This window comes from Gottschalkiaceae bacterium SANA (assembly GCA_036323355.1).
GTDB lineage: Bacteria > Bacillota > Clostridia > Tissierellales > GPF-1 > GPF-1.
On sequence record AP028876.1, the window covers coordinates 2,490,357 to 2,504,746 of the forward strand.

At 43.6% G+C, this 14,390-nt stretch carries 24 protein-coding genes; 2 read left to right on the top strand and 22 right to left on the bottom strand.

Annotation, left to right across the window (positions count from 1 at the left end; all coding sequences use genetic code 11):
- Positions 1 to 118 precede the first annotated feature (118 nt).
- Together AC25CA_RS12040 and AC25CA_RS12045 are read left to right on the top strand one after the other, a co-directional pair.
- The gene (locus AC25CA_RS12040; protein ID WP_486814074.1) at positions 119 to 640 is read left to right on the top strand and encodes an ImmA/IrrE family metallo-endopeptidase; all 522 of its coding nucleotides are present in this window, start codon (positions 119 to 121) and stop codon (positions 638 to 640) included.
- A 95-nt stretch (positions 641 to 735) separates the two neighbouring features.
- Positions 736 to 1,767: a tyrosine-type recombinase/integrase gene (locus AC25CA_RS12045; protein WP_486814075.1), complete on the top strand. Its 1,032-nt coding sequence runs from the start codon at positions 736 to 738 to the stop codon at positions 1,765 to 1,767.
- A 122-nt stretch (positions 1,768 to 1,889) separates the two neighbouring features.
- On the opposite strand, the gene rpsI is transcribed toward AC25CA_RS12045, so the two are convergent.
- The 22 genes from rpsI to rpsH form a co-directional block, all read right to left on the bottom strand.
- Positions 1,890 to 2,282 carry a 30S ribosomal protein S9 gene (gene rpsI / locus AC25CA_RS12050; protein WP_486814076.1) on the bottom strand — a complete coding sequence of 131 codons (393 nt, stop codon included), beginning with the start codon at positions 2,280 to 2,282 and terminating at the stop codon, positions 1,890 to 1,892.
- A gap of 17 nt (positions 2,283 to 2,299) precedes the next feature.
- Positions 2,300 to 2,728, bottom strand: coding sequence for a 50S ribosomal protein L13 (rplM, locus tag AC25CA_RS12055; RefSeq protein ID WP_486814077.1), 429 nt, complete (start codon positions 2,726 to 2,728; stop codon positions 2,300 to 2,302).
- Between the two features lie 118 nt (positions 2,729 to 2,846).
- Positions 2,847 to 3,629 (bottom strand): tRNA pseudouridine(38-40) synthase TruA, encoded by a 783-nt coding sequence (gene truA, locus AC25CA_RS12060; RefSeq protein ID WP_486814078.1) that lies wholly within the window; start codon positions 3,627 to 3,629, stop codon positions 2,847 to 2,849.
- Positions 3,623 to 4,423 carry an energy-coupling factor transporter transmembrane component T family protein gene (locus AC25CA_RS12065; RefSeq protein ID WP_486814079.1) on the bottom strand — a complete coding sequence of 267 codons (801 nt, stop codon included), beginning with the start codon at positions 4,421 to 4,423 and terminating at the stop codon, positions 3,623 to 3,625. Before AC25CA_RS12065 ends, truA begins: the two co-directional genes overlap by 7 nt.
- Complete coding sequence (locus AC25CA_RS12070) at positions 4,420 to 5,283, bottom strand: energy-coupling factor transporter ATPase (RefSeq protein WP_486814080.1); 864 nt, start codon at positions 5,281 to 5,283, stop codon at positions 4,420 to 4,422. Before AC25CA_RS12070 ends, AC25CA_RS12065 begins: the two co-directional genes overlap by 4 nt.
- Entirely contained in the window at positions 5,268 to 6,095 is an 828-nt protein-coding gene (locus AC25CA_RS12075; RefSeq protein ID WP_486816605.1) for an energy-coupling factor transporter ATPase, read from the bottom strand. The genes AC25CA_RS12070 and AC25CA_RS12075 overlap by 16 nt, the downstream gene beginning before the upstream one ends.
- 79 nt (positions 6,096 to 6,174) lie before the next feature.
- Complete coding sequence (gene rplQ / locus AC25CA_RS12080) at positions 6,175 to 6,516, bottom strand: 50S ribosomal protein L17 (RefSeq protein ID WP_486814081.1); 342 nt, start codon at positions 6,514 to 6,516, stop codon at positions 6,175 to 6,177.
- A gap of 23 nt (positions 6,517 to 6,539) precedes the next feature.
- On the bottom strand, positions 6,540 to 7,487 hold the full coding sequence (locus AC25CA_RS12085; protein WP_486814082.1) for a DNA-directed RNA polymerase subunit alpha: 948 nt from the start codon (positions 7,485 to 7,487) through the stop codon (positions 6,540 to 6,542).
- 76 nt (positions 7,488 to 7,563) lie between these two features.
- A complete protein-coding gene (rpsK, locus tag AC25CA_RS12090) occupies positions 7,564 to 7,962 on the bottom strand; it encodes a 30S ribosomal protein S11 (protein WP_486814083.1) in 399 nt (132 codons plus the stop codon).
- A 19-nt stretch (positions 7,963 to 7,981) separates the two neighbouring features.
- Positions 7,982 to 8,347: a 30S ribosomal protein S13 gene (rpsM, locus tag AC25CA_RS12095; RefSeq protein WP_486814084.1), complete on the bottom strand. Its 366-nt coding sequence runs from the start codon at positions 8,345 to 8,347 to the stop codon at positions 7,982 to 7,984.
- A 25-nt stretch (positions 8,348 to 8,372) separates the two neighbouring features.
- Positions 8,373 to 8,486 carry a 50S ribosomal protein L36 gene (rpmJ, locus tag AC25CA_RS12100; RefSeq protein WP_486814085.1) on the bottom strand — a complete coding sequence of 38 codons (114 nt, stop codon included), beginning with the start codon at positions 8,484 to 8,486 and terminating at the stop codon, positions 8,373 to 8,375.
- 19 nt (positions 8,487 to 8,505) lie between these two features.
- Positions 8,506 to 8,748 (bottom strand): translation initiation factor IF-1, encoded by a 243-nt coding sequence (gene infA / locus AC25CA_RS12105; RefSeq protein ID WP_486814086.1) that lies wholly within the window; start codon positions 8,746 to 8,748, stop codon positions 8,506 to 8,508.
- Positions 8,749 to 8,767: 19 nt separating this feature from the next.
- The gene (locus tag AC25CA_RS12110) at positions 8,768 to 9,058 is read right to left on the bottom strand and encodes a KOW domain-containing RNA-binding protein (protein ID WP_486814087.1); all 291 of its coding nucleotides are present in this window, start codon (positions 9,056 to 9,058) and stop codon (positions 8,768 to 8,770) included.
- 13 nt (positions 9,059 to 9,071) lie between these two features.
- Positions 9,072 to 9,818, bottom strand: coding sequence for a type I methionyl aminopeptidase (gene map / locus AC25CA_RS12115; RefSeq protein WP_486814088.1), 747 nt, complete (start codon positions 9,816 to 9,818; stop codon positions 9,072 to 9,074).
- Positions 9,819 to 9,830: 12 nt separating this feature from the next.
- A complete protein-coding gene (locus tag AC25CA_RS12120) occupies positions 9,831 to 10,484 on the bottom strand; it encodes an adenylate kinase (protein ID WP_486814089.1) in 654 nt (217 codons plus the stop codon).
- 74 nt (positions 10,485 to 10,558) lie between these two features.
- Entirely contained in the window at positions 10,559 to 11,839 is a 1,281-nt protein-coding gene (gene secY, locus AC25CA_RS12125) for a preprotein translocase subunit SecY (protein WP_486814090.1), read from the bottom strand.
- Positions 11,840 to 12,283 (bottom strand): 50S ribosomal protein L15, encoded by a 444-nt coding sequence (rplO, locus tag AC25CA_RS12130; RefSeq protein WP_486814091.1) that lies wholly within the window; start codon positions 12,281 to 12,283, stop codon positions 11,840 to 11,842.
- A gap of 19 nt (positions 12,284 to 12,302) precedes the next feature.
- On the bottom strand, positions 12,303 to 12,479 hold the full coding sequence (rpmD, locus tag AC25CA_RS12135) for a 50S ribosomal protein L30 (RefSeq protein ID WP_486814092.1): 177 nt from the start codon (positions 12,477 to 12,479) through the stop codon (positions 12,303 to 12,305).
- 12 nt (positions 12,480 to 12,491) lie between these two features.
- Entirely contained in the window at positions 12,492 to 12,998 is a 507-nt protein-coding gene (rpsE, locus tag AC25CA_RS12140; RefSeq protein ID WP_486816606.1) for a 30S ribosomal protein S5, read from the bottom strand.
- 16 nt (positions 12,999 to 13,014) lie between these two features.
- Positions 13,015 to 13,383: a 50S ribosomal protein L18 gene (gene rplR, locus AC25CA_RS12145; protein WP_486814093.1), complete on the bottom strand. Its 369-nt coding sequence runs from the start codon at positions 13,381 to 13,383 to the stop codon at positions 13,015 to 13,017.
- 35 nt (positions 13,384 to 13,418) lie between these two features.
- Positions 13,419 to 13,958 carry a 50S ribosomal protein L6 gene (rplF, locus tag AC25CA_RS12150; RefSeq protein ID WP_486814094.1) on the bottom strand — a complete coding sequence of 180 codons (540 nt, stop codon included), beginning with the start codon at positions 13,956 to 13,958 and terminating at the stop codon, positions 13,419 to 13,421.
- 22 nt (positions 13,959 to 13,980) lie between these two features.
- Positions 13,981 to 14,379, bottom strand: a complete 399-nt coding sequence (gene rpsH, locus AC25CA_RS12155; protein ID WP_486814095.1) for a 30S ribosomal protein S8 — start codon at positions 14,377 to 14,379, stop codon at positions 13,981 to 13,983.
- Between the last annotated feature and the right edge of the window lie 11 nt (positions 14,380 to 14,390).

Here is a 14,390-nt window from a genome sequence, read left to right on the forward strand (position 1 = left end):
ATTATATCATATATACGCAAACTTTTGTTCCCTTATAATTTATAAAATTCTTTATTGCGGTGGAACACTTGTTCGATTATACTTTATCTATACCCATTATAAACTTGAGGTGATCAAAATGATATCAAACGACAAAATATGCGCTCTCGCACAAGAGCAGCATATCACGATCACGCTCGCCCCATTACCGAATAAGATCCTTGGATTCTATTCCTACTCTGATTCGAGACCTCAGATCGTCATGAATAAGAGTCTTTGTGAATGGGATCCGGAATACCGATCCGTGTTGGCTGAAGAACTGGGCCACCACTTCACAAGTATCATGAAGCCATTTCTTGTTTCTGGTATGGCTTACTATGATCGAGTGCAGTATAATCGATCCGAATCAAAAGCGGTAAGATGGGCAGCTGATTATTTAATACCGACTGAACTACTCCTCTGCAAGATTGAGGGCTGTTCGGTCTCGTGCATCCACGAGCTCGCTGACGCGTTCCAAGTTACCATTGAGCTCATTCAACAGAAACTATACTATATGTCCTGCAAGGACATGTACTGGCCACTAAGCGATGGCAGATCGCTCTGTCTTACATCTTTGCCATCCATCTATATCTTTGACCCATTTACCGATGGGATTCCTTGATATGACTGAAATTATCGATAGGAATTTGAAACAATGATAGTGAAGCCAATTATGAAAGGAATGATAGTGAAGCCAATTATGAAAGGAATGATACTATGAGAAACCCAAATGGATATGGATCTGTTTACAAGATGCCGGGCAAGCGGAGACGGCCGTTCATCGTTCGTTTAACTGATGGATGGACGGATGAAGGCAAACAGCGATATAAAACGCTTGGCTACTATACGACGCGAAAAGAAGCGATGGTAGCCCTTGCAGAGTACAACCAGAATCCATACAGTTTTCATGCTGTAAAATTCACCTTCGGTGAAGTCTATGAAAAGTGGTCTGATGAAAGATTTCCGAAGCTTTCTCGTTCCAATGTGTACGGTTATAAAGCAGCATACCATCTTTGTAGCACGCTTTACGACATGAAGTTTGTTGATATTCGAAAAGTACACTTGCAAAAGGCAGTGGATACATCGGGAAAGAACTACCCTACCCTTCGCAAACTAAAGGTCCTGTATAACCAACTTTTCAAATTTGCTATGGAAAATGACATCGTATCAAAAGACTACTCGAAGTTTGTTGATATTGGAAAGAAAACATACAGCAATGCGAGGAAGCCTTTTACGGCTGAAGAAATCAAGAAGCTGTGGGACGTGGTCTCAGTCAACGAATATGTCCAGGTGATTTTGATACTAATCTATTCTGGTGTCCGGATCTCTGAACTCTTGGACCTGAAGAAAGAACATATTAATCTTGAGGAACGCTACTTTAAGGTTGTTGCATCAAAAACCGAAAGTGGAATCCGCAAGGTTCCAATCGCGAAGAAGATCCTACCCTTCTTCGAAAACTGGATGACCAAAGACAATGACTGCTCCTATCTTCTAACTACACCTGAAGGAGCACACTTTCTTTATCGCAATTACTACGATTCCTATTGGAAACCCTTCTTTGAAGAACTCAACATAAACCATAGGCCACACGACACACGCCATACAACAGTTTCCCTGCTCGCGGTGGCAAAAGTGGATCCAACAATTATCAAGAAGATCGTTGGTCATGCCGGTGCTATGAACCTCACAGAAAGAGTCTATACTCACTTTGAAATTCAACCGCTTCTGGAGGCCATTGATTCCATTTGATTTGCATGTTGCTTGTATGTTGCTTGTATGTTGTTGATAAAAACAACTGTATATTCAAAGTCCTGAAAGCATTGAAAAACCCGCAAAACATAAAGTTTTGCGGGTTCTGTATACTATCTTTATTATCGTTTTGAAAATTGCGGCGCACGACGTGCTTTCTTAAGACCGTATTTCTTACGTTCAACCATACGAGAGTCTCGAGTCAACATGCCTTCTTTTTTCAATGTTGGACGGTATGACGCGTCAACACGAAGAAGTGCACGAGCGATTCCGTGTCGGATTGCACCAGATTGACCAGTGTATCCACCACCATGAACCGTAACAAGAACATCATATTTATCCGCAGTACCCGTTACTTTCAACGGCTCCAATGCTTTAACAACCAAAGTTTCGAAGTTAAAGAATTCGCGAACATCACGTTTATTAACTTTTACTACACCCGTTCCTGGAACCAAACGTACACGGGCGACTGACTTCTTTCTGCGACCAGTTCCCTGGTATTGCAATTTTGCCATGATACAGTCCTCCCTTTCTAACCTTCGTAAGGTACTGGATTCTGAGCTTCATGTGGATGCTCAGTTCCTTGGTACACTTTCAGTTTGCCTAGCATTTGTCGTCCCATAACATTCTTAGGAAGCATGCCTTTAATAGCGTGTTGGATCGCAAATTCTGGCTTATCTCTAAGCAGGTCGCGATACTTCACTTCCTTCATTCCACCTGGATGTTGGGAATGGTGACGATATAATTTCTGATCCAATTTCTTACCAGTCAATTGAATCTTCTCTGCGTTGATTACAATAACAAAATCTCCAGTGTCTACATGAGGTGTGTAGATGGGCTTGTGCTTGCCGCGTAGAATCGTTGCTACTTTTGTAGCCATACGACCCAAGTTTTGTCCTTCTGCGTCAATCACGTACCATTTGCGTTCTACCTCATGAGGTTTAGCTAACGTCGTTTTCATGCGACTTCCTCCTTGGTTTTTTCATCTTCCGTCAAAAAAACCGGGGCTAGTGGCTTTCTCTTTCAGACTTTTCTATTTTAAAGCAATATCGACAAATTGTCAAGTCGATTCACCGTTTTTAATCCAAAATTTCTTGATTTAAAAAGGCTTCTCGATCTTCGTCGGAATAAAATACCTTTTCCAGGGTAAGCCCTTGCGGCCCTACCGTTTTACCCGCTAAAGTGCGATCCTTCTTTTCTAATACATCTTTAATTACACTTCGATTCAACCGTCCACGACCAATGTCAATCAAGGTGCCAACCATAATGCGCACCATATTATAAAGAAACCCACTCCCAGCGACAACAAATTCCCAATCTGAACCCCTACGCTTTAAATCTGCATAGTAGATGGTTCGCACCGTGTTTTCCTTGTCGCAGCGTGTACTGGTAAATCCTTTATAATCGTAAGTACCCATAAAATCTTGGGCAGACTGTCGCATCAAATTCTCATCCATTTTCCAGCCAACACGCATGGCATACCGGCTTTCCATTGCTCTAGGAATTGTGTCCGTATAAAATCGATATCGATAGACCTTGCCTTTGCAATGGTAGCGACTATGAAAATCCAATGGCAATTCCTTGGCTTCACGAATCACAATATCCCGGGGCAGCTGTCCGTTCAATGCCCGTGGAATATCCTCAATTTGCATGTTGATATCCCAATCGAAATGGGCAAACTGACCCCGTGCATGTACCCCTTTATCCGTTCTGCCAGAACCATGGATCTCAATGGGTTCTGTGCTGAATTTACCTAAATTTCGTTCGATCTCTCCCTGTACCGTACGCAAATCGGGTTGTCTCTGCCATCCATAAAAATCAGCTCCATCGTATTCCACGAGGATCCCAATTCGCTTTACCACCCGCGGCTCCAAATCAAAAGAGCCAGATAGCCGAGGGAGAAAATGGCTGTAATCAAGTCTCGCCTTTGATAGCGTAGAGTTTTCAATCGAGTGCGTCCTTCTCCACCACGATAGCAACGCGCTTCCATGGCCATAGCCAATTCATCCGCTCGCCTGAATGCGCTGATAAAAAGTGGTACCAACAAGGGAACTAGACTCTTAGCACGCTGGATTAGGTTTCCACTTTCGAAATCGCCACCCCGCGCCATCTGTGCCTTCATAATTTTGTTGGTTTCTTCCATAAGCGTCGGAATAAACCGCAAGGCAATGGTCATCATCATCGCCAATTCATGCGCCGGCACCCCAATCCTTCGAAATGGATTCAAGAGTTTTTCAATCCCGTCCGTCAATTGAATGGGTGATGTCGTCAGTGTTAAAAGTGATGTCCCTGTAATCAAAAGGGTCAAACGAATCGCCATAAAGGATGCCTGGCGAAATCCCTCCTTGGTAACGGTCAGCTTGCCAAAAATGGAAAACCAAACCTCTCCGGGAGTCAAAAACATATTTAACACAAAGGTTAATACAATAATCACCAAAATCGGTCTCAAGCCTCGAATAATAAACTTCAAGGGTACCTTGGAAAGCATGATGCTAGCGCCCAAATAGGCGATTACCAGGCCATAGGCGAGAAACTGATTCACGATAAAAAGTGAAATGATAAAGAGGAAGGTAGCCATAATCTTCAGCCTTGGATCCAAGCGATGGATCACTGTATTCCCCGGGTAATATTGCCCAATGGTCACATTTCCAATCATGACTTGGCCTCCTTCATCACACGGAGCAAGACAGTTTTTGCTTCCTCCACGGTTAAGACGGTTTCATCAATTTTGACGCCCCGTGCCCGCAAACGCTCCATCAGTTCTGTAACCTGTGGAATCCCTAGGCCGATTTCTCGGAGTCGTTCTGATTGCTGAAAAACCTCTCGTGGTGTTCCCTGCATCTCAACTTTTCCTTGATACAAGACAACCAATCGATCAACCAGTTTTGCCACATCTTCCATGCTATGAGAAACCAGAATTAAGGTAAGCTCTTTGTCTGCCTTGTGAAGGGCTTTAATTTGTCCCAAAATTTCATCTCGTCCATGGGGATCCAAACCGGCTGTAGGTTCATCCAAGATCAAGATTCTTGGTTTCATAGCCAACACCCCAGCAATAGCGACACGACGGCGTTGTCCACCAGAAAGATCAAAAGGTGAACGCTCCCCTACTTGCTCTGGATCCAAGCCAACAAGGCGCATAGCTTCATCCACCCGTTCCTCAATTTCCACTTCAGAGAGTCCCAGGTTCTTGGGTCCATAGGCGATATCTTTCTTTACGGTTTCCTCAAACAATTGATATTCCGGATACTGAAAAACGAGCCCCACATTGCGACGTACATCTCGCAATTTGACACCCTTATCCGTGATCGTTGTTCCCTCAATAATAATGGTACCCGAGGTCGGCTTAATCAAGGCATTCAATTCTTGAATTAATGTCGATTTTCCCGAGCCTGTATGGCCGATTAATCCAAGAAATTCACCCGTTTGAACATGCAAATTGATGTCCACAAGCGCCGTAACTTCAAAGGGCGTATTGGGACTGTAAATATGATTGAGATTTTCTATACGTATTGACATAATTCATCTACCATCTCTTCTATTGATAAAATGTCATCGGAAAGTGGGTATCCCGATTGAATTAGCTGATGCGCAAGATCTGTCACCTGGGGAATATCCAGGCCCAAACTTTTCATGCGGTCTACCTGATTAAATATGTTCTTGGGAACATCGTCCATCACAATCTTACCTTTTGCCATCACCAAGACACGATCCGCTAAAATCGCTTCATCCATATAGTGGGTGATCAATAAAATTGTTTTTTTCTCTTCGGTATTTAATTTCAGAATTGTATCCAACACCTCTCGTCGACCCGAAGGGTCTAGCATGGCTGTTGGTTCATCAAAAATAATACAATCCGGTTCCATTGCAAGCACCCCTGCAATAGCGATCCTCTGCTTTTGTCCACCAGACAAAAGATGGGGCGCGCGATCGCGGAATTCCGACATTTCAACAGTAGCTAAGGCTCGGTCAACCCGTTCTTGAATTTCCGCCTGTGGCACCCCGAGGTTCTCGGGACCAAATGCGATATCTTCTTCTACAATGGTTGCAACCAATTGATTATCCGGATTTTGAAAAACCATTCCTGCCGTTGAACGGATATCCCAAATTTTCTCTGGGTCTTTGGTATCCATATTATCAATAATAACATGGCCTTCTGTCGGTAGCAATAAGCCGTTTAACAGCTTTGCCAAGGTTGATTTCCCAGATCCATTATGGCCCAAAATCGCCACAAATGTCCCTGGTTCAACCGTAAAGCTAATATGATCGAGAGCGCGAACATTTTCGTCCTGCCCCTTGTATTCATAACTAAGGTCTTCGACACAAATCATTTTTTTCATGATTACCCTCATCTTATTAGGTAAGAAAACAGGGACTAAGTTGTTTGCAACTTAATCCCCGGATGCTAACCTACACCAATTCTACAATCGCCATTTCGGCGCCGTCGCCCTTGCGAGGTCCTAATTTATAAACGCGTGTGTAACCACCGTCACGCTCAGCATATTTCGGTGCAATCTCGTCAAACAACGATTTTACAACGGTTTCGTCATAGACGAAAGCTAGCGCTTGTCGACGTGCATGCAAATCGCCGCGCTTACCCAATGTGATCATCTTCTCCGCCATGCGGCGCGATTCTTGCGCTCGCGCCACCGTAGTTTCGATTCTGCCATGTGCTAGTAAGCTCGTTGTTAAGCTTCGAATCGTCGCCATACGGTGATCGGTTGCTCTGCCAAGTTTCCTTTGCTTAGCCACTCGTATCCCCTCCTTTGATCTTCTTACTCGTCAGATTTCTTAAGGCCTAAGCCTAGATCGACCAGCTTATGCTGGACTTCCTCAAGAGATTTTTTCCCAAGGTTTCGAACTTTCATCATGTCTTCTTCTGATTTGTTTGTCAGCTCGTTGACCGTATTGATCCCCGCGCGTTTCAAACAATTGTATGAACGAACAGACAAGTCCAGCTCTTCGATAGTCATCTCCAAAACCTTCTCTTTGTCTTCTTCTTCCTTCTCTACCATGATTTCGACATTGCTAACATGCTCTGTCATCTCGATAAAAAGATTTAGATGTTCATTCATGATTTTTGCGCCAAGTGATGCTGATTCATCGGGCTTGATAGTTCCATCAGTCCAAATCTCCAACGTAAGCTTGTCGTATTTTCCATCCTGACCAAGTCGCGTATCCGATACATGATAGTTTACGCGTTTCACCGGAGTGAAAATCGAATCGACTGCGATTTCTCCAATCGACATATCATCACGCTTGTTTTGATCGGCAGGAACATATCCGCGACCCTTGACCATCTTCATTTCCAGGTAGAGGTTCGCATTTTCATCCAAGGTGGCGATATGCAGATCCTTGTTGATGATTTCTACATCAGGACCTGTGACAATATCTCCAGCCGTGATTTCGCCCGCGCCTTGCGCTTCAACGATCAATGTCTGCGGTTCGTCGATATACATTTTAGCAGCAATCGTTTTGATATTCAAAATCAATTCCGCCACGTCTTCGACAACTCCAGGAATCGTAGAAAATTCATGGAGAATCCCTTGAACTTTGATCGAAGAAACAGCCGCACCCGGTAAAGAAGATAACAGAATACGTCGAAGCGAGTTACCTAAGGTAATCCCATATCCTCGTTCTAGCGGTTCTACAACAAACTTTGCATAATGTTTTTCTTCACTCGAGTCAATCAGCTCAATCTTCGGCTTTTCAATCTCAATCATACTAACCCTCCTTTTCAGTTTTCATTCTGAGGGCACCTTTAAGATCGGTAATATCAGCGATCGTGTACCTCTTCAATTATACCCTTCTTCGTTTCGGTGGTCTACAGCCATTGTGTGGTACTGGTGTAACGTCTTTGATCAACGTGATATCAAGACCCGTTGCTTGCAAAGAACGAATTGCCGCCTCACGTCCTGAACCAGGACCTTTAACGTAGACTTCCACTGTTTTCAAACCATGCTCCATTGCAGCCTTGGCAGCTTTTTCAGCAGCCATTTGTGCCGCAAACGGTGTTGACTTTCTAGAACCTTTAAATCCCATTCCACCGGCCGATGCCCAAGAAATAGCATTCCCGTTAAGGTCTGAAATCGTAACGATCGTGTTATTGAAAGTCGATTTGATATGAGCTTGGCCATTCTCGATGTTCTTTCGTTCACTTTTTCGAACGCGAGTTTTAACTTGTTTCTTAGCAGCCATGAATAGACCCTCCTTTCAGCTATTTTTTCCTTGTTACTCGGTTGCCTTTTGGACCCTTGCGAGTTCTGGCATTGTTTTTCGTGTTTTGACCACGAACCGGTAGACTTCTTCTATGACGAAGGCCACGGTAACACCCGATGTCGCGAAGACGTTTAATGTCCATTGCAACTTCACGACGAAGATCTCCTTCAGTCGTGTAGTTACCAATTTCTTTACGAATTTTAGAAACTTCGTCTTCAGTCAAATCCTTAACTCGCGTATCGACATTAATGTCTGTCGCAGTAAGAATTTTTTGTGATGTTGTACGGCCAATACCGAAAATATACGTTAGGCCGATCACAACGCGCTTATCACGCGGTAAATCCACACCTTTAATACGTGCCATATAGTTCTACACCTCCCTGCTCGTGTTAACCCTGCACTTGCTTGTGCTTGGGATTTTCACAGATGACCATGACCTTTCCATGGCGTCGAATGATTTTGCATTTTTCACAGATTTTCTTTACCGACGGTCTTACTTTCATCGTAATCCCTCCTTGTATACTACTTTCTCCACGTAATCCTACCTTTGCTAAGATCATAGGGTGAAAGTTCCAACACTACGCGGTCACCAGCCAAGATTCGAATGTAATGCATTCTAAGCTTACCGGATACATGTCCCATGACAATATGCCCGTTTTCTAATTTGACTCGGAACACAGCGTTAGGCAACACTTCCACAACAATGCCTTCGACCTCAATTACGCCCTCTTTTTGCTTTGACTCTGGTCTCGTTCTTTTGGCCACTTTTCATTCCTCCGATCCCTTAGCGATTTTCCTTATGTTCATTATAAGGCGCTAATAGTCTTCGTAAATACGCATTATTGATCTTGATGTCTGAATCCAGACGTTCTTGAAATTCCTTCAAAACCGTTTGATAAACAACAAGATGCTTGATCTTTTTCTTCTTTGGGTTTGCAAGTCTTCGTAAATCACCGTCAATCAACATCACATAATGCAGATCAAGAATTTCCGAAACAAGAAACACCCGGTCTTTGTCACGTCCTGTTTTTGAACGCACCACTTGACCGATTTGGATGGATGTTGTTCTTTCCATCTGTTCACCTCTTCTATCGCATGGACAATATGTCAGGTTCCCCATCCGTAATGGCGATTGTATTCTCATAATGTGCAGATCGTTTTCCATCCATCGTCACGACCGTCCATTCGTTCGGCAGGACGCGGACAGTAAATCGTCCTTCATTAATCATCGGTTCAATCGCTAATACCATGCCTTTTTGCAACCGTGGACCTCGACCCGCTGGTCCATAATTTGGAATCTGTGGATCCTCGTGCAATTCTCGTCCAATCCCATGTCCAACATAGTCTCGAACAACTGAAAAGCCCCTGGTTTCCACATACGCTTGAATCGCATGAGAAATATCCGATAGGCGATTGCCAACGCGTGCAAACTTAATTCCTTCAAAGAAGGACTGTTTAGTTGCAGCAATTAGCAGTTTCGCTTGCTCGTCAATAACTCCTACGCCATGCGTGCGAGCCGCATCCCCGTAATAGCCCTCGATGATCGCGCCTGTATCAAGACTGACAATGTCACCTTCTATCAACTTTCGTGTTCCTGGAATTCCATGAACCACTTCATCGTTAACAGAGATACAAACCGTTCCTGGGAATCCTCCATAACCTTTAAAGGCTGGGAGTCCCCCGCGGCTTCGAATAAATTCTTCCGCCGCTTCATCGAGTTCCTTCGTCATGATACCTGGTTGAATCAACCCCGCCAAATACTCATGCGTCAATGCGGTGAGGGTATTAGCCTTCCGCATAGATTCAATTTCTCTCTGGCTTTTAATTTGTATCATTTTTAGTCCCTTCTACTCAACTGCTTGATTAAGAGCAGCCTCAATTGAAGTTGTAACCTTATTGATGGTTTGTGTTCCATCAATGTCCAGTACCATTCCATACTTTCGATAATAATCGATCACAGCAGCTGTGTTATGATGAAACACTTCAAGTCTTTTGCTTACGGCTTTCTCATTGTCATCAGATCGCTGAATCAACTTGCCTCCGCATAAATCGCAGATATCAAATTTTTTCGGCTTCTTATAAACCAAATGAAAGCTCGCGTTGCAATCAAGGCAGGTCCGTCTGTCTGAGATTCTGTGAATCAACACATCATCAGGAACTACAATATTTACCAGAGAGTTGATTTCACAATCATGTTCTCGCAAATATTGATCCAATGCCTCTGCTTGAACTACCGTTCGCGGAAATCCATCCAATAAAAAACCATTCTTGCAATCTTCTGATTGTAGCCGTTCTTCAACGAGCTCAAAAACCAGATCATCTGGAACCAACTGTCCCTTGGAAATATAGCCATCGGCTATCTCCCCAAGCGGTGTTTTCCTTCGAATGTGATCGCGTAAAATATTTCCTGTTGAAATATGCGGAATTCCGTACTTCTCAATGATATTCGTCGCCTGCGTCCCCTTACCAGCGCCCGGCGGTCCTACCAAAATAAGCCTCACAATGACCATCTCCTTTTACAATCCCCTAACATGAAACTTATCCCCTATATTCAGTTTCGTATCCATACAAGTTCTTACTTCAAAAAGCCCTTATAGTGACGCTGCAACATCTGCGCTTCAATCTGTTTGAAGGTTTCTAATGCAACACCAATAATGATGATTAACGAGGTTCCACCAAAAGCGATATTCAAGTTTGTAAATGTCGAAATTGCTGTTGGAAGTACTGCGATCAAGCCTAAGGCAATCGCACCCAACAAGGTAATTCGATTCACAACGCTTGAAAGATATTCAGCCGTTGGTTTTCCTGGACGTCGTCCCGGAATGAAGCCACCGTATTTCTTTAAATTGTCTGCATAATCAACCGGATTAAACTGAATCGCCGTATAGAAATACGTGAAGAATACAATCAATCCAAAGTTGAGAATGGTGTAAATAATGATTCCTGGTTCACCCGGTGTCGGTGCCAACCAACGATTTACAAAGTTTGCATATCCACTATTCGGGAAGAACATGCCGATCGTTGGCAAGAATGCCAATACGGATGTCGAGAAGATGACTGGAATAACGCCTGCCATCAAAACCTTCAAAGGAATGTGCGTGCTTTGTCCACCATAGAGCTTGCGGCCAACCACTCGTTTTGAATACTGAACTGGAATCTTTCTTGATCCTTCTTGAATCGCAACAACCCCTGCAATAACAGTGATCGATACGGCAAAGAAGAGAATCAATTCAATCAAGCTAACCGTACCAGCCGAGAAAAGCTTGAATGTATTGATGTAATCGCCAGGCATGCGACTGATAATTCCTGTGAAGATAATCAAGGAAATACCGTTCCCGATGCCGTTTGTCGTGATTTGCTCACCCAACCACATCAAGAATGCTGTACCTGCTGTCAAAACGATAATAACCGTAAATTTTGTCATAAACGTATCATCGATCAACGCGCGATTAAATAAACCGATAGAAATACCAAAGGCTTGAACCAACGCGAAAATTACAGTACCAATACGCGTTCTCTGAGCCATTTTCTTACGTCCGGCTTCCCCTTCGCGAGCTAAAAGCTCCCAACTAGGCAAAGCGATCGTCAGTAATTGCACGATGATGCTAGCAGTAACATAGGGATAGATGCTCAATGCAAAAATTGTAAACTGTGAAAACGCACCGCCTGCCATAACATCAAAGAATCCCAAAATGCCGTTTTCTTGACTAGCAAATAAAGCTTGAATGGCTTCTGTGTTCATTCCTGGTACTGGAATTGCTGCACCGATTCGGTAAATCACCAGCATCATGAATGTAAAGATCATGCGTTTTCTCAGATCGGGAATTTTCCATGCGTTTTTCAAAGTTTGCAGCATCTAGATCACCTCTGCCTTTCCACCCGCAGCTTCGATTTTCTCAACAGCTGTCTTGCTGAATTGGTTTGCTTTTACTGTCAATTTCTTTTCCAGTTCGCCGTGACCTAATACCTTAACACCATCACCGATTTTATTGATCAATCCTGATTCAATTAACAATGCTGGTGTTACTTCTGTGCCATCTTCGAATTGGTTCAACATTTTCACGTTGACTGATTCAATATGCTTCATAAAACGAGCATTACTGAATCCACGTTTTGGCAAACGTCTTGCTAAAGGCATTTGACCGCCTTCAAAACCAACTCTTACACTACCGCCTGAACGAGATTTTTGACCATCTTGTCCACGGCCAGCTGTCTTTCCTTGACCCGTTGCAGCACCACGACCCAAACGCTTACGGTTTTTTGTCGTACCTGCATTCGGTTTTAAAGAATGTAGCTTCATGGTTCCACCTCCTTATAGATTACTCGACGATTTCAACCAAGTGGTTGACAATATTAATCATGCCTCTAATTTGAGGTGTGTCTTGTTTTTCTACTACCTGACCGATCTTACGTAGTCCTAAAGCTTGAACCGTCTTGCGCTGCTTTTCGACTCTACCGATCGTTGACTTTACCAATTTGACTTTGATCGTAGCCAAGGTGTACACCCCCTAACCTAAGATTTCCTCTACAGTTTTTCCACGCATCTTCGCAACATCTTCCGGACGCTTCAAGCTGGCTAGTGCCACCATGCATGCGCTCGTCATATTACGAGGATTGTTTGAACCTAGAGATTTTGTTCGAATGTTTTTAATGCCTGCAAGCTCCAATACGGCACGTACTGGACCGCCGGCAATAACACCTGTTCCTTCTGGTGCAGGTTTAAGCAATACTTTACCCGCGCCGAAATCCCCAATAATTGCATGAGGAATCGTACCATCTACCAACGGTACAAGGACAAGATGCTTTTTCGCGTCTTCGACAGCTTTACGGATTGCGTCTGGAATTTCAATGGCTTTAGCCATTCCAACTCCGACGTATCCATTTTCGTCGCCAACCACGACAAGTGCTGAGAAGCGGAAGTTACGTCCACCCTTAACAACTTTTGTGACGCGGTTGATGTTAACCATTTTTTCTTTTAAATCCAATTTGTTTGGATCAATTTTCGCACGTCGCATCATTTACCTCCTCGTCTTAGAATTTTAGTCCTGCCTCACGAGCAGCTTCTGCGAGGGCTTTCACACGACCATGATAGATAAAACCACCACGATCAAATACTACTACTGAAACCCCTTTTTCCAAAGCGCGTTCTGCCGCCAATTGGCCAATGCGCTTTGCTGCATCGAGATTAGACGTACTTTCCAAATTAGCCTTTACATCTTTCTCTACTGTTGATGCTGAAACAATTGTCTTGCCAGAAGCATCATCAATAAGTTGAGCGTAAATATGCTTAGAGCTTCTAAATACGTTCAAACGTGGACGTTCAGGAGTTCCTTGGACCTTATTTCTTAGACGCACATGTCTTTTCTGACGATTTTTATTTTTATCGATCTTTTTAAACACAGCTGTTCACTCCTTTCTATCGGCAGCTAACTGGACTACTTACCAGTTTTACCTTCTTTACGACGTACATATTCGCCTTCATATCGAATTCCTTTGCCTTTATAAGGCTCTGGTTTTCTCCAATCACGAATAACTGCCGCATAGTTACCGACCTGTTGTTTGTTGATGCCTTTAACGATTATTTTATTTTGACCTTCGACTACTGTCTCTAGTCCCTCGGGATCTTCCATCACTACTGGATGAGAAAAACCAAGGCTCAAGTTAAGATTCTTTCCCTGCTTTGCTGCACGGTATCCAACGCCGACGATTTCCAAACGCTTTTCAAAGCCTTTAGAAACTCCTTCGATCATATTGGCGACCAAAGCGCGTGTCAAACCATGAAGAGAACGATGTCGCTTGTTATCCGTTGGACGTGAAATTGTGATGATATTTCCTTCAATTGAAATTACCATATCCACATCCATCGCTTCAACCAATTGGCCTTTTGGACCCTTTACTGTTACGACATTTTTCTCATCAATAGTAATCTCTACGCCCGCTGGGAGTTCAATCGGTTTTAAACCAACTCTAGACATTTTCTAGCACCTCCTGCTTCTTCTACCAAACGTAGCAGACTACCTCTCCGCCAACGTGTTCTTTTCTTGCTTGTCGATCCGACATGATTCCTTTTGAAGTCGAAATCATTGCAATTCCGAGTCCACCCAGAACACGAGGAAGCTCGTTATTCCGTGCGTATACTCTCAATCCTGGTTTCGAAATTCGCTTAATTCCCGTAATAACACGAGAAGTATCAGCGGTATATTTCAATTGGATTCGGATGATCCCTTGCTTGTCGTCTTCAATGACATCGTAACCTTTGATATATCCTTCTTCTACTAGAAGTTGCGCGATTGCCACTTTGATTTTCGCTCCAGGAACCTCACAAGACTCATGTCGTGCATTGTTCGCGTTTCGAATTCGCGTTAGCATATCCGCGATAGGATCAGTCATTACCATACGAGTACCCT

Excerpts from the sequence above, each read along its gene's own strand:
- rpsM (WP_486814084.1), bottom strand. The coding sequence starts at position 8,347 with ATGGCACGTATTAAAGGTGTGGATTTACCGCGTGATAAGCGCGTTGTG.
- rpsH (WP_486814095.1), bottom strand. The coding sequence starts at position 14,379 with ATGGTAATGACTGATCCTATCGCGGATATGCTAACGCGAATTCGAAAC.
- rplO (WP_486814091.1), bottom strand. The coding sequence starts at position 12,283 with ATGAAGCTACATTCTTTAAAACCGAATGCAGGTACGACAAAAAACCGT.
- rpsE (WP_486816606.1), bottom strand. The coding sequence starts at position 12,998 with ATGCGACGTGCGAAAATTGATCCAAACAAATTGGATTTAAAAGAAAAA.
- rpmJ (WP_486814085.1), bottom strand. The coding sequence starts at position 8,486 with ATGAAAGTAAGACCGTCGGTAAAGAAAATCTGTGAAAAATGCAAAATC.
- rpsI (WP_486814076.1), bottom strand. The coding sequence starts at position 2,282 with ATGGCAAAATTGCAATACCAGGGAACTGGTCGCAGAAAGAAGTCAGTC.
- map (WP_486814088.1), bottom strand. The coding sequence starts at position 9,818 with ATGATACAAATTAAAAGCCAGAGAGAAATTGAATCTATGCGGAAGGCT.
- AC25CA_RS12070 (WP_486814080.1), bottom strand. The coding sequence starts at position 5,283 with ATGTCAATACGTATAGAAAATCTCAATCATATTTACAGTCCCAATACG.
- AC25CA_RS12040 (WP_486814074.1), top strand. The coding sequence starts at position 119 with ATGATATCAAACGACAAAATATGCGCTCTCGCACAAGAGCAGCATATC.
- AC25CA_RS12075 (WP_486816605.1), bottom strand. The coding sequence starts at position 6,095 with ATGATTTGTGTCGAAGACCTTAGTTATGAATACAAGGGGCAGGACGAA.
- AC25CA_RS12085 (WP_486814082.1), bottom strand. The coding sequence starts at position 7,487 with ATGATTGAGATTGAAAAGCCGAAGATTGAGCTGATTGACTCGAGTGAA.
- secY (WP_486814090.1), bottom strand. The coding sequence starts at position 11,839 with ATGCTGCAAACTTTGAAAAACGCATGGAAAATTCCCGATCTGAGAAAA.
- rpsK (WP_486814083.1), bottom strand. The coding sequence starts at position 7,962 with ATGGCTGCTAAGAAACAAGTTAAAACTCGCGTTCGAAAAAGTGAACGA.
- AC25CA_RS12045 (WP_486814075.1), top strand. The coding sequence starts at position 736 with ATGAGAAACCCAAATGGATATGGATCTGTTTACAAGATGCCGGGCAAG.
- AC25CA_RS12065 (WP_486814079.1), bottom strand. The coding sequence starts at position 4,423 with ATGATTGGAAATGTGACCATTGGGCAATATTACCCGGGGAATACAGTG.
- rplF (WP_486814094.1), bottom strand. The coding sequence starts at position 13,958 with ATGTCTAGAGTTGGTTTAAAACCGATTGAACTCCCAGCGGGCGTAGAG.
- rplM (WP_486814077.1), bottom strand. The coding sequence starts at position 2,728 with ATGAAAACGACGTTAGCTAAACCTCATGAGGTAGAACGCAAATGGTAC.
- AC25CA_RS12110 (WP_486814087.1), bottom strand. The coding sequence starts at position 9,058 with ATGGAAAGAACAACATCCATCCAAATCGGTCAAGTGGTGCGTTCAAAA.